This is a genomic window from Pantoea sp. GL120224-02 (assembly GCF_900215395.1).
Lineage (GTDB): Bacteria > Pseudomonadota > Gammaproteobacteria > Enterobacterales > Enterobacteriaceae > Pantoea > Pantoea communis.
The window spans coordinates 1,028,799-1,049,744 of the sequence record NZ_OBEC01000001.1 but is presented as its reverse complement, the minus strand read 5'-3'; the positions used below and the strand labels follow the sequence as shown (position 1 = coordinate 1,049,744).

General features: G+C 55.2%; 17 protein-coding genes. 8 read left to right on the top strand and 9 right to left on the bottom strand.

Annotated elements, in window-relative coordinates; translation table 11 throughout:
* Window positions 1-2: 2 nt before the first annotated feature.
* Window positions 3-1,178, bottom strand: a complete 1,176-nt coding sequence (gene manA, locus CRO33_RS04810) for a mannose-6-phosphate isomerase (RefSeq protein ID WP_097117228.1) — start codon at window positions 1,176-1,178, stop codon at window positions 3-5.
* Window positions 1,179-1,374: 196 nt separating this feature from the next.
* On the opposite strand from manA, the gene fumC reads away from it, so the two are divergent.
* On the top strand, window positions 1,375-2,772 hold the full coding sequence (gene fumC, locus CRO33_RS04805) for a class II fumarate hydratase (protein ID WP_034827360.1): 1,398 nt from the start codon (window positions 1,375-1,377) through the stop codon (window positions 2,770-2,772).
* A gap of 82 nt (window positions 2,773-2,854) precedes the next feature.
* Here the strand turns inward: fumC and tus are convergent, their stop codons facing one another.
* Window positions 2,855-3,781 (bottom strand): DNA replication terminus site-binding protein, encoded by a 927-nt coding sequence (tus, locus tag CRO33_RS04800; RefSeq protein WP_097117227.1) that lies wholly within the window; start codon window positions 3,779-3,781, stop codon window positions 2,855-2,857.
* Window positions 3,782-3,936: 155 nt separating this feature from the next.
* Between tus and CRO33_RS04795 the strand changes: the two genes are divergently transcribed.
* Both CRO33_RS04795 and CRO33_RS04790 read left to right on the top strand, forming a co-directional pair.
* Window positions 3,937-5,136, top strand: coding sequence for an MFS transporter (locus tag CRO33_RS04795; protein WP_097117226.1), 1,200 nt, complete (start codon window positions 3,937-3,939; stop codon window positions 5,134-5,136).
* Window positions 5,137-5,295: 159 nt separating this feature from the next.
* The gene (locus CRO33_RS04790) at window positions 5,296-5,781 is read left to right on the top strand and encodes an RrF2 family transcriptional regulator (RefSeq protein ID WP_097117225.1); all 486 of its coding nucleotides are present in this window, start codon (window positions 5,296-5,298) and stop codon (window positions 5,779-5,781) included.
* Window positions 5,782-5,826: 45 nt separating this feature from the next.
* Here CRO33_RS04790 and CRO33_RS04785 read toward each other — a convergent pair whose 3' ends face one another.
* From CRO33_RS04785 to CRO33_RS04775, 3 genes are read right to left on the bottom strand one after another with little or no spacing between them, the layout of a single operon-like run.
* Complete coding sequence (locus CRO33_RS04785) at window positions 5,827-6,066, bottom strand: pentapeptide MXKDX repeat protein (RefSeq protein ID WP_097117224.1); 240 nt, start codon at window positions 6,064-6,066, stop codon at window positions 5,827-5,829.
* 29 nt (window positions 6,067-6,095) lie between these two features.
* The gene (locus CRO33_RS04780) at window positions 6,096-6,884 is read right to left on the bottom strand and encodes a molybdopterin-dependent oxidoreductase (protein ID WP_097117223.1); all 789 of its coding nucleotides are present in this window, start codon (window positions 6,882-6,884) and stop codon (window positions 6,096-6,098) included.
* A gap of 2 nt (window positions 6,885-6,886) precedes the next feature.
* Window positions 6,887-7,501 carry a cytochrome b/b6 domain-containing protein gene (locus CRO33_RS04775; RefSeq protein WP_097117222.1) on the bottom strand — a complete coding sequence of 205 codons (615 nt, stop codon included), beginning with the start codon at window positions 7,499-7,501 and terminating at the stop codon, window positions 6,887-6,889.
* Window positions 7,502-7,638: 137 nt separating this feature from the next.
* Between CRO33_RS04775 and CRO33_RS04770 the strand changes: the two genes are divergently transcribed.
* Window positions 7,639-8,358, top strand: coding sequence for a response regulator transcription factor (locus CRO33_RS04770; RefSeq protein ID WP_237449323.1), 720 nt, complete (start codon window positions 7,639-7,641; stop codon window positions 8,356-8,358).
* On the top strand, window positions 8,355-9,797 hold the full coding sequence (locus CRO33_RS04765) for a sensor histidine kinase (RefSeq protein WP_097117220.1): 1,443 nt from the start codon (window positions 8,355-8,357) through the stop codon (window positions 9,795-9,797). Before CRO33_RS04770 ends, CRO33_RS04765 begins: the two co-directional genes overlap by 4 nt.
* 45 nt (window positions 9,798-9,842) lie before the next feature.
* On the opposite strand, the gene oqxB is transcribed toward CRO33_RS04765, so the two are convergent.
* Window positions 9,843-12,995, bottom strand: coding sequence for a multidrug efflux RND transporter permease subunit OqxB (gene oqxB, locus CRO33_RS04760; protein WP_097117219.1), 3,153 nt, complete (start codon window positions 12,993-12,995; stop codon window positions 9,843-9,845).
* A gap of 18 nt (window positions 12,996-13,013) precedes the next feature.
* Window positions 13,014-14,168 carry an efflux RND transporter periplasmic adaptor subunit gene (locus CRO33_RS04755; protein ID WP_058960001.1) on the bottom strand — a complete coding sequence of 385 codons (1,155 nt, stop codon included), beginning with the start codon at window positions 14,166-14,168 and terminating at the stop codon, window positions 13,014-13,016.
* A gap of 295 nt (window positions 14,169-14,463) precedes the next feature.
* On the opposite strand from CRO33_RS04755, the gene CRO33_RS04750 reads away from it, so the two are divergent.
* From CRO33_RS04750 to CRO33_RS04740, 3 genes are all read left to right on the top strand, one after another.
* Window positions 14,464-14,811 carry a helix-turn-helix domain-containing protein gene (locus CRO33_RS04750; RefSeq protein WP_034827340.1) on the top strand — a complete coding sequence of 116 codons (348 nt, stop codon included), beginning with the start codon at window positions 14,464-14,466 and terminating at the stop codon, window positions 14,809-14,811.
* 88 nt (window positions 14,812-14,899) lie between these two features.
* The gene (locus tag CRO33_RS04745; RefSeq protein WP_097117218.1) at window positions 14,900-15,334 is read left to right on the top strand and encodes a ribonuclease domain-containing protein; all 435 of its coding nucleotides are present in this window, start codon (window positions 14,900-14,902) and stop codon (window positions 15,332-15,334) included.
* A 2-nt stretch (window positions 15,335-15,336) separates the two neighbouring features.
* Window positions 15,337-15,603, top strand: a complete 267-nt coding sequence (locus CRO33_RS04740) for a barstar family protein (RefSeq protein ID WP_058959999.1) — start codon at window positions 15,337-15,339, stop codon at window positions 15,601-15,603.
* Here the strand turns inward: CRO33_RS04740 and CRO33_RS04735 are convergent, their stop codons facing one another.
* Both CRO33_RS04735 and CRO33_RS04730 read right to left on the bottom strand, forming a co-directional pair.
* The gene (locus CRO33_RS04735) at window positions 15,604-17,976 is read right to left on the bottom strand and encodes a virulence factor SrfC family protein (protein WP_097117217.1); all 2,373 of its coding nucleotides are present in this window, start codon (window positions 17,974-17,976) and stop codon (window positions 15,604-15,606) included.
* Window positions 17,973-20,945 carry a virulence factor SrfB gene (locus CRO33_RS04730; RefSeq protein WP_097117216.1) on the bottom strand — a complete coding sequence of 991 codons (2,973 nt, stop codon included), beginning with the start codon at window positions 20,943-20,945 and terminating at the stop codon, window positions 17,973-17,975. The genes CRO33_RS04735 and CRO33_RS04730 overlap by 4 nt, the downstream gene beginning before the upstream one ends.
* Between the last annotated feature and the right edge of the window lies 1 nt (window position 20,946).

Here is a 20,946-nt window from a genome sequence, read left to right as displayed (position 1 = left end):
GATCAGCTGAGCGCGTTATAAACCCGCGCCAGGCGTCCTGTACCTGCGGCATTAACCGGGGATTCATTGGCGGCAACGAAGCATGATTCACCGGGCTTCAACAGCAGTTGCTCACCTGACTTCTCAATCACCGCCTGACCTTCGATACAGAACAGCAGCGCCGCACTCTGTTGCGCTAACGGCTGTGGTGTGGGGGAAAGAGCGTGGATGGCAAAGGCAAAATCGTCCACCGGAATTGGGAAGTTCAGCGTGTCGCCCACTTGCTGAGGCTGCGTCAACAGCGTGGCAGCCGGTTTGGCCTCAAACTTCAGGTTCGCCATCAACTCTGGAATATCGATGAATTTCGGTGTCAGACCCGCGCGCAGAACGTTATCGGAATTCGCCATGACTTCGAGTGCCACCCCTTCTAAATAGGCATGCGGCGTCTCGGCAAACAGGAACATGGCTTCGCCAGGCTGCAGGGTGATGACGTTCAGCAACAACGGCGAGAACAAGCCGGTATCGTCCGGATAATCAGCCGCAATGCTTTTGATGGTCTGCCAGGGTTCGCCACTACGCGAGTTAAGTGCAGATTTCAGCACCGCCAACGCCAGTGATTTAGGCTCGTCTTTTAACGACAGCAGGGTGGAGAACAGTTTGGCGAGGCTTACCTCATCAGGTTTTTCGAGGAAGTGAGCGATCTGCGGATGGGCACCGGCCACCGGCTCAAGCAGTGAGACGATTTCGTGCATCTCGCGGAAGCCGTTCATCGCCTGGAATGGGGTCAGGGCATACACCAGTTCCGGCTTGTGATTCGCGTCTTTATAGTTGCGCTCAGCAGCGCCAATCGGAATACCGGCGGCATTCTCGCGCGCAAATCCCTCTTCGGCTGCGGCTTTGCTTGGGTGAACCTGAATCGATAAGGCCTGATCGGCACACAGCACCTTAAACAAAAACGGCAACTCACCAAAACGCTGTGCGACGGCCGCGCCTAAGGCTGCGGTTTGGTCATCATTGATGACATCGCGCAGGGAACGTGTTTCACCTTTGATCTCAACGGTTGACGGGCTCTTCGGATGGGCGCCCATCCACAGTTCCGCCATCGGTAATCCTTGTGGGTTCTCAATGCCGTAAAGTTCGGTCAGCGCAGTTTTGCTGCCCCAAGCGTAATTTTGCAGCGAATTGTTCATTTTTTGCATCGTTTACCCTTAATAACCGTAAGTAAATAGGCTTATTAAAGCAGAAAGTGCCATACAAAATACATCAACAAGTGCAATAAACGCGATGGGCTCGCATAATGTTAATTTCTTGTGTGTGACAATCTTGCTCGCTCAACGGCGTCGCGGGAAAACGACCTGAGCGGAAACCTCTAATCTGAGCTAAGGAGACGTAGTCATGGCAGCGAATCGCATTGAAAAAGATTCAATGGGACCGATCGAAGTACCGGCAGATAAGTTGTGGGGGGCACAAACCCAGCGTTCGCTGGAGCATTTCCGTATCTCAACCGAGAAGATGCCCGTTGCACTGGTGCATGCTTTGGCGTTGACCAAACGCGCTGCAGCACAGGTGAACCGCGATCTCGGCCTGCTTCCGGCTGAGCGTGCAGAAGCGATTCTGAAAGCGGCTGACGAAGTGCTGGCTGATAAACACAGTGAAGAGTTTCCGCTGGCCATCTGGCAGACCGGTTCCGGTACCCAGACCAACATGAACATGAACGAAGTGCTGGCCAACCGCGCCAGTGAAATTCTCGGCGGCGAGCGTGGCATGTCGCGTTTGGTGCACCCAAACGACGACGTCAATAAGAGCCAAAGCTCCAACGATGTGTTCCCCACCGCCATGCACGTGGCCGCGGTCATCGCCGTGCGGGAGCAGCTGATTCCGCAGATTCATGTGCTGAAAAAGACCCTGAGCGAGAAGTCTGAAGCCTTTAAAGACATCGTGAAGATTGGTCGTACCCACCTGCAAGATGCCACGCCATTGACGCTGGGCCAGGAAATTTCTGGCTGGGTGGCAATGCTGGAACATAACCTCAAGCACATCGAACACAGCATTCCACACGTGGCCGAACTGGCACTGGGTGGCACCGCCGTAGGCACCGGTTTAAACACCCATCCCGAGTATGCGGTACGCGTGGCGAAAGCGCTGGCCGATCTGACACAGCAACCGTTTGTGACTGCGCCGAATAAATTTGAAGCGCTGGCAACCTGTGATGCGCTGGTGCATGCACATGGCGCATTGAAAGGTCTGGCGGCTTCACTGATGAAGATCGCTAACGACGTGCGCTGGCTGGCATCGGGTCCGCGTTGTGGTATTGGCGAACTTGCCATTCCAGAGAACGAACCGGGCAGCTCCATCATGCCAGGTAAAGTGAACCCAACCCAGTGCGAAGCATTGACCATGCTGTGCTGCCAGGTGATGGGTAACGATGTTGCGGTGAATATTGGTGGTGCTTCGGGCAACTTTGAGTTGAACGTGTTCCGTCCAATGGTGATCCACAACTTCCTGCAGTCCATTCGCTTGCTGGCCGACGGGATGGACAGCTTCAACCATCACTGTGCAGTGGGCATCGAACCGGTGCGCGAGCGTATCGATCAGTTGCTGAACGAGTCGCTGATGCTGGTGACGGCGCTGAATACCCATATCGGTTATGACAAAGCGGCGGAAATCGCCAAGAAAGCCCATAAAGAAGGGCTGACGCTGAAAGGCTCGGCGCTGAAGCTCGGTTATCTGACTGAAGAGCAGTTTGACGAGTGGGTACGTCCTGAAGAGATGGTTGGCAGCATGAAGCAATAATTATTGCGATAACTGAGGGGTAATGCCGCTCGGTTCAGCGATGATTGGCGATGACAGAGGCGGCCTGAGGGCCGCTTCTTCATTAAAGCTTGTCACTCCACAAGTGCAGCCGTGGGATGACCAGATGCAGCGGCTGCGCTAGCGGCTTATGACGATGCGTGACGTTATCGGCATCGTAGTCCAGCAATTCCCCTAGAATCGGTACCTGAGTTTTATCCCGACACAGCACCAGCAGCGGTGAAGGGCAGGCGAGTTGCACCTGCTTCTTATTACTGGCGCGCCAGACGCGGGCAATCGGTTGGACCTTAACCGGGCGCTTGATCTTCAGTTTGGCATCGACGGGCAGTGACAAAATCATCTCCAGTTCTTGCTGCACCTTCTCGGCCCACTGTTCGCGCGTCCAGGGCGCTTGCGCACGGTTTGCCTTTAGGCTGCGTTCCAGCTGCTCGACCACGGCTTCACGGGTCAGGTTTTTAATGATGTTCTTGTTGGCCCAGCCAAAGCGCAGGCTATCCGGCGCGTGCAGCAGGGTCACACTGCGATAGGCGTTCAGGGTGATTAAACCGCGCAAATGCTGGTGAACAAATTCAAAGCGCGCCTCACTCGGCAGCCCCGACTCCACGGTAATCAGGTGTTCCAGGCGCAGCTTAAGCGCATTGATATTGGCCACCTGCTGACTGATGTGCTCGCTGACGGCTTCATCCGCTTCTATACAGATGGCGCCAGGCAAACGCACCGCAGCCTTGGTGCTGAGTTTTTCCGACTGATGCTGCATAAACAGACGACAGTAGTGAGCCAGCGCCATGTCTCGCGCTTTCTGCCCGAGATGTTGAGTCACTGCGATACGCTCAATTTCATCATTCTCGTGGCCTTTCTCGATTTCGGGCAAGCTGAATGCGCGCGCGATCAGCAACGGCTGCTGTTCGACTTGCTGGCGCAGGCTACTTAAACCGCGTTCCAGTGCGTTGACGCACTCGTGCAAATCAGCCACTAGATCATAGCGAGACATGTTACGCTCCATAGTTACAACATACCATTTACCTTATCGTATTTGGTGCCAATCTTCCACTCTGAAACGTGATTTCGCTAAGCAGGGCACACAAACATTTTTCCAGCAGGATGAACATGTTATAACAATGCTTTGCCTGCTAACGGAAACCTGTCGTGGAGCATCACCCTAAACCTGCGGTTCCTGCCATTGTGACACTGGGAGGCGTTCAAATCCTTTCGTGGGGCGGTTCGTTTTATCTTATGGCCGTGATGGCGAATCCGATCGTTGCGGAAACCGGCTGGTCGCAGCAGTGGGTGTATGGCGCATTATCCTTAGGTATTTTGGTTTCTGGCCTGCTAGCACCCTTAAGTGGCCGCCTGATTGCCGGCAGTTATGGCCGCGCGCTGCTGGCGTCGAGCGGGGCGGTGATGGCGCTGGGCCTGGTGATTATGGGATTCAGTCACCATTTGCTGCTGTTTCTGTTTGCCTGGCTGATTATCGGCATCGGAATGGCGATGGGTTTATATGACGCCCTGTTTGCCACCCTCGGAACGCTTTATGGTGGACAGGCTCGTGGCGCGATTACCGGCATTACCTTAATCTCCGGCTTTTGCACCACGCTGGTGTGGCCGGGGATTGCGCTGCTGATTCACTGGCTTGACTGGCGCGGCGCCTGTTTCGCCATTGCCGCGCTGTTATGTCTCACCGTGTTGCCAGCCTACTGGTATGCACTGCCTGCGCCGATTAAACCCATCGTGAAAACGGCGAAAAAGCAGCATAACGCCAGTGGTGAGTTGGCACCGGCGCTATTCTGGCTGCTATGCAGCATTTTTACCCTTGCTTCAGTGATCATGACCGCTATTTCGGTGCAGTTGATTAGTCTATTACAAGCCAGCGGCCACTCATTGACCGCCGCCTTAGCCATCAGCGCGATTCTGGGTCCTTGTCAGGTTGGGTCACGTATTGTGGATATCGCGTTCAAACGGGGACATCCGATCTGGACGACGTTTTTCTCGGTAGGACTGGTGGCCATCGGATTGTTGTTGTTGACCTTGTTTCCGCAGTTCGCGCTGGTCAGTATGGTGCTATACGGTGCTGGAAACGGTTTGCGGGCGATAGTGCGGGGAACTTTACCGCTGGTCATGGTCAAACCAGAGGCCTACGCCATTGTGGTAGGGCGCATGGCGCGTCCGGCTCTGATTGGTCAGGCATTAACGCCGCTGGTAGGGGGATATGTTTTTCAGCAGCTCGGGGCGAATGCCACATTGTGGCTGTTGTGCCTGTTGGCGTTAGTGAATGTGGTGCTGGTGGGAGTGCTAAAGCAAAAATTGCCCGCGCCCAATCCGCAACCGCAAAAGGGAGCCGTAAACTAAGCAGCCTGTGCGCTTCTGCCTGATCAAATGATGAATACGTGCCTTGATCACAGCAGCTCGCTTCTAAAAAGCAACAGTGTTTGTTATATTTATTGCTCATTGATTACTCACTGCCGCGGCAAAAAAATAATAAGATAAACCGCAACTCAGGATACAGAAATGCTTGATTACCGCTTCCCGACAGCTTTGCAGATGGTTTTGAGCGTAGCGATGGCGGAGCAACTGGGCAAACGCTCGACCAGTGCTATTTTGGCGTATGGTCTTGAAGCGAACCCCAGTTTCATTCGGAAACTGATGGTTCCGTTAACTCGCGATGGCATCATTGTCTCTACGCTTGGCCGTACTGGTTCGATTCACCTCGGGCGTCCGGCCGCAGAGATCACGCTGCGCGATATTTATATCTCTGTGATTGAAGACAAAAAGCTCTGGGCTTCACGCCCTGATGTCGCACCGCGTTGTCTGGTGAGTGCCAACCTGTGCTGGTACTTCAAATCGATTGCTGAAGAGGCGGAAGAAGCCTCGTTGAAAGTGCTGGAGACGCGTACGGTGGCTGACGCACTGGCTGAGCTGAAAAAACACGACACCAGTAGCTGCGATGAACTGCCCGATCTCGAAATCGAAGACCTTTGTAAAAAATCCCGCTGATATCAGTAAAACAGTTACCGGGCATACGCCCGGTAACTGACACTGTTACTTAGACATCCCGTCCTTAGACATCTCATCCTTCGCCATACCGTCTTTAGCCATGCCATCTTTCTTCATGCTGTCATGTTTCTTCATCGGTTTTTTCATGTGGTCTTTTTTCATGCCGTCGTGCGACATACCGCTTTCATTCTGCATACCATCTTTGGCCATATTGTCAGCAGCATAAGCGCCAGAGAAAGCCATCAACAGTGCGCCAGCGAATACAGTTGCAATAATCTTTTTCATCTTCATTTCCTTACAGGGTTTTGGGGAGATTAACTGCCGCCAAACCAGTTATAGCCCTGGTCTTCCCAGTAGCCACCGGTAAAGCGGTTGGTGATTTCAATTGAAATAATATGCTTGGGGTTTTTGTAGCCCAGTTTGGTCGGAATCCGTAATTTCATGGGATAACCGTATTCCGGCGGTAATATCCGACCATCCCAACTCAGTGCTAATAAGGTTTGCGGGTGCAATGCCGTCGCCATATCAATGCTGGTGTAATAATCATCGGCACAGCGAAAGCTGACATATTTCGCTTTGGTGTCAGCCCCAATCAGTTGCAGGAAGTCGCTGAATCGAACGCCGCCCCAGCGGCCAATGGCACTCCATCCTTCTACACAAATATGGCGGGTGATTTGTTCATGCTGAGATAATTTATATAACTCAGGCAGTCGCCAGCTGCGTTTATCACGTATCAGTCCGCTCAGTTGCAACTGGTAATCATCACCGTTTACCTGCGGAATATCCTCTTCACCGTAAAAGGCATTAAACGGGAAGGGCCGCGTAATATCTTTCAGGGTATATTCTGGCGCCATTTGATAACCGCTGAATAACCATCCCTGAATACGGTCATTAAAACGTGACATGCGGCTTAAAATATTTTCGATGTCAGGATTATTGTCGATGTCGCATCCGGTGAGTAACGCCACACCGCCCGCAGTCAAGCCCATGCGCAGAAATTGACGTCGTGAATGGCCAGACATTTTTTTCGCCAGAATAGTGGTGGCGTCTTTTAACAGGGCGTCAGTTTCACTGCTGGGACGTTCAATCTTTTTAATCGTCATTTTTAGCGTCCGCGTGTCATCAATAATAATGTTTTAGGTACCAGTGCCACCATGATCAGATGGATAACAACAAAGGCACATAAAAAGGCCATGGCAAAAAAGTGAATGAAGCGAGCCGTGTCATAGCCGCCCAATACTTCTCGCAATAACGGAAATTGCACCGACTTCCACAAGACTAACCCTGAAAAGGCTAATAACATGCCATCAATGACCACCAGCAAATACGCAAATTTTTGCACCATATTATATTGGCGTAAATCGTGATGACTAAGATGTCCTTTTAATGCAGATAGGCCATCTTTTATTAATTGAGTCATGCTTAAGGGCAGAAAACGTTGGCGAAAACGTCCGCTCAGAAGATTAAGCGTCAGATAGAGCACGCCATTACCGGCAAAAAGCCACATTGCCGCAAAATGCCATTGCAGTGCGCCACCCAGCCATCCTCCCAGGGTATAGCTATTGGGAAAATCAAATGGAAATAAAGGAGACGCGTTATAAATCCGCAAGCCACTGAGAATCATTAATGTCATCGCAACGGCATTGATCCAGTGAGTCAATCTCAACCACAACGGATGAACCTTTTTATCGGGAGCACATTTCACTCTGCACCTCTGCATATTGCTATGCCGTCTGGAATGAAGAGACTTTGCGCCGATATTGATCACAGAGTCCTCACGCAGAGTTAAACAAAATGTGATAACTCCGGGGGGCAATTCTGTATAAGATTTAAAGGATGTTCATTGAGGCGGTCAACATGGCGAAGAAGATCTTAATCGTTGAAGACGATGGCAATATTGCCGAGCTGTTGCACATTCATCTGCGTGACGAGGGCTTTGATATTACGCATGCTGCGGATGGTGATAGTGGCAGTCAACTGCTGGAAAGCCAGCGTTGGGATGCCTTGATTTTTGACATTATGTTGCCTGGTGTTGATGGGCTGGAACTGTGCCGTCGTGCACGCAATATGCCGCACTACACGCCCATTGTGATGATCAGCGCTCGCGCCAGTGAAGTGCATCGCGTACTGGGGTTGGAACTGGGCGCGGATGACTATTTGACCAAACCCTTCTCGATGCTGGAACTGGTGGCGCGCGTTAAAGCACTTTTCCGCCGCCAGGAAGCGATGAGCCAAAATTTGCGTCAGGATGCGGGAAACCTGCGTCTTGGCAGCCTGAGTATTGATCCGGTTGCCCGAGAGGTTCGGCTGGCTCAGACGCTAATTGAGCTGACGCCTCGTGAATTCGAGTTGCTCTACCATTTTGCCCGTCATCCAGGAAAGGTCTTTTCGCGACTTAGCTTGCTGAATCTGGTGTGGGGCTACCAGCACGAAGGTTATGAGCACACGGTTAACACCCATATCAACCGATTACGCCTCAAAATTGAAGCGACGCCAGCTGAGCCACGCTGGATTCTTACGGTGTGGGGACAGGGCTACAAATTCGTGGTGCCGGGTGAGGGAGATCAGGTTACATGAAACGTCTGTCACTCACTCAGCGTTTGACGCTGGTCTTTGCCCTGATGCTACTGATCAGTAGTGCGCTGATCCTGTTGATTCAGGACAACAACCGCCAGCAATACAGTGATGCCATGATGCAGAATTTATCGCGAGATCTGGCCGCTTCTATTGCCAAAAGTAGCGCATTGATGAATGCCGGAAACACCGATGCTCCGGCACTCAAGCAGCTGTTCGGCCAGATGATGTCCTACAACCCGAGCGTTGAAGTTTACCTGCTGGATGCGCAGGGACAGATTCTGGCCAATGATGCGCCAGCCGGCCATGTCCATCGCGATCGGGTCGACGTGCGTCCACTGCAAAAGTGGCTGAATGGGGCGCCACTGCCGGTGTATGGTGACGATCCTCGTTCATCTTCCGCGCTCAAAGTGTTCAGCGCTGCGCCTATTCTGGATGGCAACAGAACGGTGGGTTATCTCTATGTGATTTTGCAGGGGGAGAATTATCAACATCTGCAGCAGGGCGTTAAAATGTCCGTGCTGCGCAGCGCCATGCTTTGGTCGGTGGTGGTTATCGTCCTGCTTGGATTGATGGCGGGTGCAGCGGCCTATTATTGGGTCACAAGACCGGTGCGACAGCTGACACAAAAGGTGACAGCGGGTGCGGATGCGCTACAACGCCTTGCCGCGCTACCTCATTCCCCGCAACAGGATGAAGTGGCGCAGTTGCAAAACGCCTTTATCGATATGGCGCAGCGTATTGACGCTCAGGTACAGACGCTGGAGCTGAAAGACCAGCAGCGTCGTGAGTTTGTCGCCAACATTTCGCATGACTTGCGCACGCCGCTGATGTCGATTCAGGGTTATCTGGAGACGCTGGCAGTCAAAGCTGGCAGCTTGACCGAAGCGGAGCGCAGCCGATATTTACAGATTGCCCTGACGCAAAGTGAAAAGGTCGGCATGCTCGCACAGCAACTGTTTGAGTTAGCGCGGCTGGAACATGGTGTTGTCACGCCACAGTACGAACGGTTTTCGCTGCCGGATTTGGTTCAGGACGTGATACAGAAATTTGAGCTGGCGTTGGAGAAATCCCGCCTGAATTTGTCGGTTGATATCGCGTCGGGTTTGCCCATGATCGACGCGGATATGTCGATGATAGAGCGTGTTCTGACCAACCTGGTGGATAATGCCATCCGTCATACGCCGTCGGGTGGGAACATTACCCTGCGTTTATGGCTGGAAGGGGAGAACGTGATGATGGAGCTGGAAGACAACGGCCCAGGTATCTCACCGGAAGTCAGTCAGACCCTGTTTGAACGCCCCTCCATTATCGATCCTGACCGTCGTGACAATGGTGGATTGGGGTTGGTCATCGTTCGTCGTATGTTGCAATTGCATCGCGGTGATATTGCCCTGAAACCCGCGCCGGGGGCCTGCTTCCAGCTCTTCGTTCCCTTATAAAAAAGGCGGCCATCTCTGGCCGCCGCAATTTAACCTAAAACAGATTTACACCGTCTGCACTTCCGCTTCCGGCTGCTTTCGCGTCACCAGTTTACGTAACGTCACATAGAACACCGGCGTCAGGAACAGACCAAACAGCGTCACGCCCAGCATACCCGAGAACACGGTAATCCCAGTGACACCACGCACTTCGGCACCGGCACCTTCACCCAGAATTAGCGGAACGGTACCGGCAATAAAGGCAATCGAAGTCATCACGATCGGGCGCAGACGCAGGCGGCAGGCTTCCAGCGCCGACTCGACAATCCCTTTGCCTTGCATCTCCAGTTCACGGGCGAACTCGACAATAAGAATCGCGTTCTTACATGCCAGTCCCATCAGTACCACCAGACCAACCTGCACAAACACGTTGTTATCGCCGCCGGTGAGCCACACGCCAACCAGCGCGGACAGCATGGTGACCGGCACAATCAGGATCACCGCCAGCGGCAGCGTCCAGCTCTCATACAATGCCGCCAGTACCAGGAACGCCAGCAGTACCGCAACCGGGAAGACGATAAACGCCGTGTTGCCCTGAGTGGCTTGCTGATAGCTCAGGTCGGTCCATTCGATGTTCATGCCATTCGGCAGCACCTGGCCCGACATCGCTTCCAGCTTCTCCATTGCCTGCGCTGAAGAGAGCACGCGTGGATCGGCATCACCTATCAAGTCCGCCGCCGGATAGCCGTTATAACGAATCACCGGATCGGGGCCATAGGTGGTGGTGATGTTGACCATACTGCCGATTGGCACCATCTCGCCCTGATTGTTGCGGGTACGCAGATTGGCAATATCCTGCACGCTGTTACGGAAATCCCCGTCTGCCTGCGCCATCACACGCCAGGTACGACCAAACTTGTTGAAGTCGTTGACGTAAGAAGAACCCAGATACACCTGCAAGGTGCTAAACAGATCGGTCAGCGAAACGCCTTGCGCCTTAGCTTTATCACGATCCACCTGTACATCCAGTTGCGGCACGTTGGCCTGATACGAGGAGATCGGGAACATCATGCCGGGCGTCTGCATCACCGCACCGGAAAGGGTATTAATGGCGGTTTGCAACGCACCGTAACCTAAGCCCGCACGATCCTGCACATACAGCGAGTAACCCGAACCCTGACCCAGCCCCAGAATCGGCGGTGGCATAATCGAGAAACCAAAGCCTTGCTGGATTTTGGAGATTTTCGCGTTGATTTCAGCGTTTATCTCCGCAGCCGTACGGGTACGTTCATTAAACGGCTTCAGGCCGAAGAATACGGTGCCGGTATTCGGTGTATTGGTGAACTGCAAGGCATTCAGGCCAGGGAAGGCGACCGAATAGGCCACGCCTTCGGTGTTCATGCCGATTTCGCTCATCTTGCGAATCACTTCATCGGTACGCGCCAGTGACGAACCTTCTGGCATTTTCACGCCGCCAATCAGATACAGCTTATCCTGCGTTGGAATAAAGCCGCCCGGCACGGTGTGGAACATAAAACCCGCGCCCGCCAGCAGTATGACGTAAACGCCAAACACCGCACCACGACGACGCAGGGTTTTGCCGACCATCGACTCGTAGCCATCCGAACTGCGCTGGAAGAAGCGGTTAAACGGACGGAAAATCCAGCCGAGTAAGCGATCAATCAGACGCGTCGGCATATCTTTCGGTGCATCATGCGACTTCAGTAGCTTGGCCGCCAGCGCCGGAGAGAGCGTCAATGAGTTAATGGCAGAGATCACCGTGGAGATGGCAATCGTCACCGCAAACTGCTTGTAGAACTGACCGGTCACACCGGACAGGAACGCCATCGGCACGAATACCGCACACAGCACTAACGCAATCGCGATAATGGGCCCCGACACTTCGCGCATCGCCTGATGCGCAGCCGCCGTCGGAGAGAGTCCCATCGCGATATTACGCTCAACGTTCTCCACTACCACAATGGCGTCATCCACCACGATACCTATCGCCAACACCAGCCCGAACAAACTGAGGGTGTTAAGCGAGAAACCCAGCAGGTAAAGCACGCTGAACGTTCCCACCACCGAAACCGGCACGGCCAGCAACGGAATGATCGATGCACGCCAGGTCTGCAGGAACAGGATTACCACCAGCACCACCAGCACAATCGCTTCAAACAGCGTTTGCACCACGGCACGGATCGAGTCACGCACGAACACGGTTGGATCGTACGGTGCCGCCCACTGCACATCGTCCGGGAAGCGGGTGGCCAGTTCGGCCATCTTGTCACGCACGGCGTTAGACAGATCGATGGCGTTGGCACCCGGTGCCTGGAAGATACCGATGCCGACCGCGTCCTTGTTGTTCAACTGCGAGCGCAGGGCGTAGCTACCGGAACCCATCTCGATGCTCGCCACGTCACGCAGGCGCACCAGCGAGCCGTCATCGGCGGTTTTCAGAATGATGTTGCCGAACTGCTCTTCGCTCTCCAGACGACCCTGGGTGTTGATCGACAGCAGGAAGTCGCTGGCCTTTTTGGTCGGTTCTGCGCCCAACTGACCGGCAGACACCTGCACGTTCTGCTCCTGCATGGCGCTGACCACATCAGAAGCGGTCATGCCACGTGCGGCCACCTTATTCGGATCGAGCCAGACGCGCATCGCATACTCGCCCGCCCCGAAGATCTGAATCTGACCAACGCCTGGCAGGCGCGCCAGCTCATCTTTCACCTTCAGGGTGGCGTAGTTACGCAGATAGAGTGAGTCATACTTGCCCTTCGGCGAGAACATGTGCACCACCAGCGTTAGCGTCGGTGACATCTTCTGCGTGGTCAAACCGAGTTGACGCACCTCTTCCGGCAGGCGAGCTTCTGCCTGCGCCACACGGTTTTGCACCTGAACCTGTGCCTGGTCTGGATCGGTACCTGGACGGAAGGTCACGGTGGTGACCAGCACGCCATCCGAACCGGCCACTGACTTCATGTACATCATGTTTTCGACCCCGTTGATCGCCTCTTCCAGCGGTGTCGCCACCGAATCAGCAATCACTTTGGGGTTGGCGCCAGGATATTCTGCGCGCACCTGCACACTGGGTGGCACCACGTTGGGGTATTCACTGATCGGCAGCAGTGGTATGGCGATCAGTCCGGTGGTAAATATCAAAATCGACAGTACCGCCGCAAAGATCGGTCGGTCGATAAAAAAGCGGGAGAAATCCATAACAGGCAGTCTCGATTATTATTGAGCGGAGCGCATTGCCACCGGCTGAGCTTTCACCGGCATGCCAGGCATGAAGACTTTCTGCAGGCCATTGACGATCACTTTGTCACCCGGCTTCAAACCGGATTGCACAATGCGCAGGCCATCAGCCAGCTCGCCAGCCTGAATATCGCGACGCTCGGCTTTACCCTGCGCATCGACCACATACACGTATTTACGATCCTGATCGGTCAGCACCGCTTTATCGTCGATCAACAGCGCGTTAAACGCGGCGCTGCCGGGTAAACGCACGCGGGCAAACAGACCTGGGGTGAACTGACGTTCATGATTATCCAGCGTGGCACGCATGCGAATGGTGCCAGTGCTGGCGGTGAGTTGGTTGTCGAGGAAGTCAACGGTGCCACGATGCGGATAACCTTGCTCGCCGGTCAGCGCGATTTCCACCGGCAGCGAACCGCGATTTTGTCCCTGACGTGCCATCGCCTGATACTGCAGATAGGTGGCTTCATCGACGTCGAAATAGACGTACATACGATCCTGCGACACCAGCGTGGTCAGCACGCTGGCACTGTCACCGGCGGTCACCAGGTTACCGGTGGTGATCATCGCGCGGCTGGCACGGCCATCAATCGGGGCAGTGACGCGGGTAAAATCGAGATTCAGCTGCGCCATATCAACGGCGGCCTGCGCGGAGAGCACATTGGCCTGCGCCTGACTCGCTGCAGAACGACGCTGTTCCCACTCTTCACGGGATACCACATTGGTGCCAATCAGTTTATCGGTGCGTGCCGACTCACTGCGCGCCAGCGATGCCTGACTGCGCGCGGTCGCGAGTTCAGCTTGTGCCTGCTCTAACGTCGCGCGATAGGTGCGGTCATCAATGGTAAATAGCACCTGACCCTTTTTCACGTCATCGCCTTCGCGATAGTTAACCTGATCGATATAGCCGGAAACGCGAGGGCGCAGTTGCACACTTTGCACCGCTTCAAAGCGACCATTGAAGCTATCCCATTGGCTGACTTTTTGTTCGACCACCTGCGCGACACTCACTTCGGGCGGCGGTGGCGGGGCGTTTTGCGCCACACCCCGATCGCAAGCGGCCAGCAGGCTTCCCAGCAACATCACTCCTGACAGGCTTACTGCCCGACGAACCCCATATGTTTGCAGATGCATTGTTGTTATTCCGCGTTGGTGTGAAAAAAGAAAGGACATGTACGAAAAATCTGCAACTTTTAAGATTGCATTAAAACGCGATGAGTGTAGGCTGCTGCAAACTGCATCTGCAAGAATATCTGATACACTTTATGTGCTGTTTTGATCGATTCGTTTCAGTAGGGGAAAGCCCCTACGGCGAGTGCGGCATTTAATGCAATAATAAAACTTGCATTAAATGTCATAGTCAGTCACCCTTAAAGTGTAATTGCAACTGATACTGATACTGTTCGTTAAGGCGACGGGAGAAAATGGGATGATGAGCGACGCATTTATTCACGATCTGATCGACTGGATTGATAACAACATTGAAGCACGTCTGGATCTGGACACCGTAGCAGGGCGCGCCGGTTATTCGAAATGGCACCTGCAGCGTATGTTCAAAGAGCACACCGGCTATCCGCTGGGCGAGTACATTCGTAATAAGAAACTGAAAAAATCGGCGGATCGTTTAACGACCACCAACGAACCGATCCTTAATGTGGCGATTTCACTGGGGTTTGATTCGCAGCAGTCGTTTAATCGCAGCTTCAAACGTCAGTATGGCGTGGCGCCAGGCGCATGGCGTCGACATGCCGTGCCAGCCGCGAGTGCGATGCAGTAACACCTCCGCCAGGGCCAGCCATGCTGGCCCGCGTTCTTCTTCACGATAATCCTGCTATTATCGGCGTCCTGCACTTCGGGATGTCACTATGTCAAAGAAACTCTGGATTGGACTCATTCTCGCGCTGGCCGCCACATGGGCCGGGCTTAAGCCGCATTTCACCGGTAAAACCGCCGCACAGGGCACAGATATTGCCAAACTCACCGATGCCCACACGGTGGCGCAGTGGTTACAGCAAAATCATCAGTTGCCGGATCTTTATCTCACCAAAAATGAAGCGCGTCGTCAGGGCTGGAACCCGAGCAAAGGCGACTTGTGCAACGTATTGCCTGGCCGGGCGATTGGTGGCGATCGTTTTAGCAATCGTGAGCAGCGTCTGCCGATGAAACAAGGGCGTCAGTGGTATGAAGCCGATGTGAATTACGACTGCGGCCACCGCGATGCCGATCGTCTGCTTTACTCTTCAGATGGGCTGATCTTTCTCACCACCGATCACTATCGCAGCTTCAAACAGGTGAACTAACCATGTTGACCCTCTCTTTTGATTTCCAGCAGTTGGCCGATCGCCAGGCGTTTTACAGTGAGTTTGTGGCGCAAAGCGGCTGCAGCGGGGAGTTTGGCTGTAATCTGGATGCGCTGTGGGATTGGCTGACGGGCGGGATTGCGTTGCCGGCTGAACTGCATTTACGTCATGTTGCACTGGCCAGTGAGGCGGAATTTGCGCCGGTGCTGGCGCTGATGGAAGAGGCGGCGCAGCAGCTGCGAGGCGAGCTGCGCCTGATTCATGACTGATTACGCGTGCAGCGGCAGCAGTAGAATCGCCAGCATCTGACGGGCATTGGCGGGCAGGTCGCTGCCGCCGGTATAGCCGTTGTTTTCCACAATGACCGAATTTAATCCCACCAGCCAGTCATAGATATAATAGGCGGTATGATTGGCGGGTGCGGCTGACAAACGTGTTAAACGTTGACCTGGCGAGAAGCTCACGCTCGGCGCAGGTGGTCGGGCGAAGATAGTTTGTCCGCGATTAACACGACTCTCAGGCCGCTCGCTCTCCGGACGCTGCAGGAAGCCGAGCCAGGCGACAAAATCACCCAACACCGTCATCGCGCGCGAGACCTGACGATCGGTACGCGCTTCATGCGCGCTGGCCTGCGCATCCGGTTCGTTAAGCGCGCTTTGCAGCTTACTTAATACCTTCAGGCGGAAGCTGGCGGTAATCAGCTCTTCTACCAGCAATTCCATGGTCGGCTTATCCACGTTCAGCAGCGTCAGCAAACTCCGGCTTTCCGGCAACTGTCGCAGATGTTCAAGCCACAGCGCAAACACCTGCTGCGGGAATTGCTGATCGCGCTGGCCGCTGCTGTTACGCGGTTCCGCAGGGGCCACCGGTTCATCTTTAAACAGGTCAAACTCAAAGCCAATACCAAAATAGCTCTGCTCAGCCGCAGCGGTTTTCGCGCTGTGCTGCACGACAGTGCCACTGCTCTGGCTCAGCCACAGCTGACGCACCGCTTCGCGCGAAGGCTGCAAGCGCTCCAGCAGTTCGCCGTGCAGGCCAGTGCGATGTTGCAAGCATTTCAGCAAGGTATCGGAAATCGCCTGCTTGCGTGCCGCCTGTTCTGGCGTGGCAGTGGATTCGGTCCACGGTTGCAAACGCTCTACCAGCTTTTGCTGCAAAGTGCTTAATTGCTGGGCCAGACGATCACGACGTGCTTCTGGCTGCATTTCATCCTGCAACCAACTGCCCATGCGATCGACACCGGCACGATCGAGTGCCAGCATGGAACCCCAGCTCTGTCCTGGTTGCCCGATCTGACGTTGTACGGCTTCATCAACATTAATCTGCTGCTGCTGATAGCGCGCATCGTGCGGGGTAATCGCCCAAATCAGGCGTGGCTTCTCGCCGCTGGCCGCTACGGTTTGATGGATATGCCATTCACGCAGTGCGTTAACCGCAATGTCGGTATCCTGACGCTGGCTGGCGGCGGTACAGATCAGCATAAGGTCGATGCCCTGACGCGCGGCATACAGTCCCGGCAGCAGTGCGCGTTTCTGCTCCAGCAGCGCCGCCCGCAGAGGATCGCGTTTGCGCAGCTGGGCTAAATCTTCTTGCTGACCCACGTCGGCAGGCTGGCCGGGCGCTGGCAGCTCCAGCATATCGGCTTCGTCATACAGTGCCTGACGCGGCGTTGAATTCAGCGGAACGGTGATTTCCAGCGTTAGCAACGCCAGCAGGCCCAACGGCACCTGCTGTGGTTTAGCGACACGATTGGCGACAATCGGGCAGACTTCAATCATTTCCTGCCAGTCGGCATCGTTGCTGATCAGTTTTTCCGCAGGCAGCGAGGCGTCATCGGTTAACAGGCTCAGAGGTGCCAGCAGGCGCGGTGCCTGGCGCAGCTGATGACGCAGGTGCATCAGATTACGCAGCTGTTCGTTGAGTGCCACCTGATTAGGCCACAGCAACGCAAACAGCTGAATGCGGTCATCGACGTTTAACCACGGAGCAAGTTCCACCGCCTGTGGCCAGAAGTGACGATCGAGTACCTCGGCGTGACGATGCTGGCGGCGGCTCCACGCCCACAATGTAATCAAAGCATCGCTGTCGAGGCCCGGCTGTGGCTCGTCCTGACGATGGCGCTGTAAACGCTGCAGCGCGGCATCGATCACCGCACTGTCTGGCTGTGCTTCAGTTTTGGCACAGGCCAGCACCAGACGAATCAGCTCCACGTCATTGAGCAGCGTCATCTCCAGTGGCCAGGCGCTGGACTGGGTTTCACGCTGGTGGCTGAAGCGGGTGGCAATGGCAAAATCGAGATTGCCGGGATTAATGTTCTGGAAATGGTTCACAATTCTATCGCCCAGACGCGCCATCAGTTGGCCCTGCGCATCGCCCACCATTTCACTCAACAGCCAGGCTTTGCCCGCCTGTGACTGGCCAAACATCGCCAGCGTCACCGGACGTGCCAGTTGACGCGCCAGCGCATGACTTTCCACGCGCGCGCGGCGCAGTTGCAGCCGCAGCGTATCCGCTTCCAGTGCCAGACGCGGTGCCTGCGCCTGATGGGTTTCAATCCAGTTCAGTGCGCCGTCCAGCGTCTCCTGCATCAGGCTCAGACGTTTGGCGGGCGTAACAGAGGTGGCTCTCTTGGCAGTTCTCATCGTTTGCAGACACTCCCGCTGTCAATCCAATACTGCGCGTTGGCATTGCCGGTCGCTGACAGCGTATTCAGTTTCAGACTCAGTTGTTCCAGCGGCACGCGAGTGCCGTCATCCATGCGGGCATCGCTCAGCACCAGACGCTCCGGACCAAAGTTGTCCGGCCCCGGCTGTACCGCCAGCTTGATACGCAGGATGCTTTCGCCGGCGACTTTACGTGCCAGATGCGGATCGGTGATGCTCAGACTGTACAGCGGTGAAGCTGGCCAGCGGTCATTATCCAGCTGACGGAAACCGAGGCAGACATTGCCGCGAATGCGGAAGCCGCTTTTACGATCCAGTGCGAAATCCCCTTTGTCGAGGTCGATCTCGCTGTAACACAGGTTGTCATCGCTCAGCGTGGCCGTTTCATCCAGCACGCCGAGATAGCGAATGGTGGAGTAAGGCTCGAAATCACCCGCACGGAACCAGAAGCTGCTGAGACGCAGATCGAGCGCCAGCAGGCACAGCATCGCGCCGACGGCAGCAGTGGATTTCGGGTTATCAATGCGGCCTTGTTTGTTGAACGGATACCAGTCGCTGGTGTGATAGCCTTCCAGCGACAAAATACGGCTGCCCGGCAGCGGCTGCAGATGGCGTACCAGTGCCTGAATGCCGGGGAAGCGCGAAGGACGGCCGGTTAACAGCAGTACATCGCACTGATACAGCGACACCACTTCGCACATGGCACGCAGGGCCGGGATGATCGCCATACGATGCTGCAGGAACTCACCGTGCAGCTGCGCCATGCTGACCACCAAAGGCACATCCAGCAGATCGAAGCGGTTGTCGCCGCCCAGCGTGCGCTGAATCTCACCGTTAACAAACGCCAGCACGCTGCTGGCCGGTTTTTGTGGCACCAGCTCACCGAACAGCGCATTGATTTCGCTGTGGCTGTCGAGCGGATCCCAATTTTCGTAGCGTTCCAGCACGGCCTGCGCCAGCGGGATGAACAGCTGCAGGGTGACTTGCTGACGCAGCGTGGCTTGCCCATCCATGCGGCTGTCGTGACCAAACAGCTTGTTCATCAGCGGTTCAGCCAGCGTCAGCCCAGCCTTCTGCAGACTTTGTTGCAGTGCAGGCAGAATCCAAAGCTGAATCACATCCAGCAGAATATCGTCGCCTGCGACTTTAAAGCCTTCACGGAACAGCAGGCGCGGGGTGATTTTAACGTTATTACCCTGGCCGTCATCGAGACGATATTGGGTGATGGCCAGATCGGTGGTGCCGCCGCCAATATCGATAGAAGCGATGCGCAGGCTTTTGCCTGGTACTTCGTCGACTTCACGTGGACGATCCGGACGCGCCATGCTGCTGAAGAAATCTTCCGCACGCCCGGCAAAGTTCACCTGGGTTTCATTGAACAGCCACACCATTTGTCCGCAGGTGGCTTCATCCCATTCCATCTGCACATCCGGCACCGGGCGCAGGCTTTTCGCCTGACTCTGCACGCTGAAATCTTCCTCAGCCGGATGCCAGCCTTCGGCTTTCCACACCAGCGCGATGGCTTCCTGCATGCGACGACGGAAAATCTCGCGTTCCGGTTTCGGCATCGCGGAAGGCAGCGTGAGGATCACATGACGCAGCTGGCGCGGAGCCTGGCTCTGCGGCATGCGCTGACGCTGTGCCACGCTGTTCATCTGCATCATCGCCTGAGCCAGCAGCTCACACAGCATAAAGGTCATCAGCGAACTGCGGCTGTAGCTGGCAGAGAACACCGGCAGGCGATCGTCTTCCGCCAGCGCGTGCAGCGGCTGGCCTTCGTCATTCAGCAACAGGGTGAAAGGCAGCGCAGTTGCCTGTGGCTCATCACTGCTGCCATGGGCGTTAAAGCGCCAGCCTGGCTGATATCGTGCTTCATCCCACAGATAGCGGCGCGGGCTGGAGAGACCGGTGCTGCCTTCGGTACCCGCGCGCAGCAGGGCAAGGCGGCTGGCTTCACGGCCAACGCGCGTCAGCGATGGCCACATAAAGGCGTTTTCGCGGCCGCTTTCCAGTGAGAAGTTTGCTTTACCAAAGCGGGTTTCTGCGAATTCGAGACGGCTGTCAAACAGCTCGTTGTAGACCTGATGTGGCTCAGAAAGGTCGCGCAGTTGCAGTTCGTAAGTCTGGCGCAGACCGTTGCTCTCTTCAGCGTGGTCTTCCACCAGAATGCCGCAGGTGTGCGAGTTGCCAACGTCGAGGATGATATCGACATTCACCGCCGGGGTTTGCAGCGAGGTGGCCTGAATGTAGATCTCGGCCAGATCCAACTGCTCACCCAGCAGCTCCAGCAGGTTGAGATAGTGTGCCTGATACTCAAACTCACGCAGCGCCTGATTCAGCTCCTGCTCGCGGCGAGATTCCAGCGCGTTGACCTGCTGAGTAAAGGTTTCACGCAGCCAGCCATCCACCCAGGTGTGGTCCAGAAACTCACCCAGTTCATAGTTGTGCCAGGCAAGGGCGAAACTCACGCCGTTTTGCGCATCGGCTTTGCTCAGACCGTGCTGTTCGCCGCCGTCCTGTTCCGGCACGATACGGGTGTCAAACGCCAGCGTAATGCGATGGGTGTTACCTGCGGCATCGGGCTGTGCCAGCGGTGCCAGGTGCAGGCGTGCCCAGTTATCCGGGCCGCCAATAAAACGGCGACCGCTGGTGCAGCGCAGCACCGGCAGCGGCAGCCACTGGTGTGCCAGCAGCGTTAACGAATCTGCCAGTGCAATGTCCGACTCGGGACGTACCACCTCTGCTGCACCGCCATCTTCGGGATAGAGCAAAAATTTGCCGCTGTTACCGTCCACGTTCAGACGCAGCAGCGGACCGTTAGCGGTTTGACGAACGAACTGGCGGCGCGCCTGCAAGGCAGGCAGACGTAAGCCAAAATCGAGAAACTGCACACCGCTATCTTCAATCAGCGTGATTTTTTGTTTGTCATCGATGAGGGGAGCCAACATG

Coding starts and splice junctions, on each gene's coding strand:
- manA (WP_097117228.1), bottom strand. CDS start 1,178: ATGCAAAAAATGAACAATTCGCTGCAAAATTACGCTTGGGGCAGCAAA.
- fumC (WP_034827360.1), top strand. CDS start 1,375: ATGGCAGCGAATCGCATTGAAAAAGATTCAATGGGACCGATCGAAGTA.
- tus (WP_097117227.1), bottom strand. CDS start 3,781: ATGTCTCGCTATGATCTAGTGGCTGATTTGCACGAGTGCGTCAACGCA.
- CRO33_RS04790 (WP_097117225.1), top strand. CDS start 5,296: ATGCTTGATTACCGCTTCCCGACAGCTTTGCAGATGGTTTTGAGCGTA.
- CRO33_RS04785 (WP_097117224.1), bottom strand. CDS start 6,066: ATGAAAAAGATTATTGCAACTGTATTCGCTGGCGCACTGTTGATGGCT.
- CRO33_RS04780 (WP_097117223.1), bottom strand. CDS start 6,884: ATGACGATTAAAAAGATTGAACGTCCCAGCAGTGAAACTGACGCCCTG.
- CRO33_RS04775 (WP_097117222.1), bottom strand. CDS start 7,501: ATGCAGAGGTGCAGAGTGAAATGTGCTCCCGATAAAAAGGTTCATCCG.
- CRO33_RS04770 (WP_237449323.1), top strand. CDS start 7,639: ATGGCGAAGAAGATCTTAATCGTTGAAGACGATGGCAATATTGCCGAG.
- CRO33_RS04765 (WP_097117220.1), top strand. CDS start 8,355: ATGAAACGTCTGTCACTCACTCAGCGTTTGACGCTGGTCTTTGCCCTG.
- oqxB (WP_097117219.1), bottom strand. CDS start 12,995: ATGGATTTCTCCCGCTTTTTTATCGACCGACCGATCTTTGCGGCGGTA.
- CRO33_RS04755 (WP_058960001.1), bottom strand. CDS start 14,168: ATGCATCTGCAAACATATGGGGTTCGTCGGGCAGTAAGCCTGTCAGGA.
- CRO33_RS04750 (WP_034827340.1), top strand. CDS start 14,464: ATGATGAGCGACGCATTTATTCACGATCTGATCGACTGGATTGATAAC.
- CRO33_RS04745 (WP_097117218.1), top strand. CDS start 14,900: ATGTCAAAGAAACTCTGGATTGGACTCATTCTCGCGCTGGCCGCCACA.
- CRO33_RS04740 (WP_058959999.1), top strand. CDS start 15,337: ATGTTGACCCTCTCTTTTGATTTCCAGCAGTTGGCCGATCGCCAGGCG.
- CRO33_RS04735 (WP_097117217.1), bottom strand. CDS start 17,976: ATGAGAACTGCCAAGAGAGCCACCTCTGTTACGCCCGCCAAACGTCTG.
- CRO33_RS04730 (WP_097117216.1), bottom strand. CDS start 20,945: ATGTTGGCTCCCCTCATCGATGACAAACAAAAAATCACGCTGATTGAA.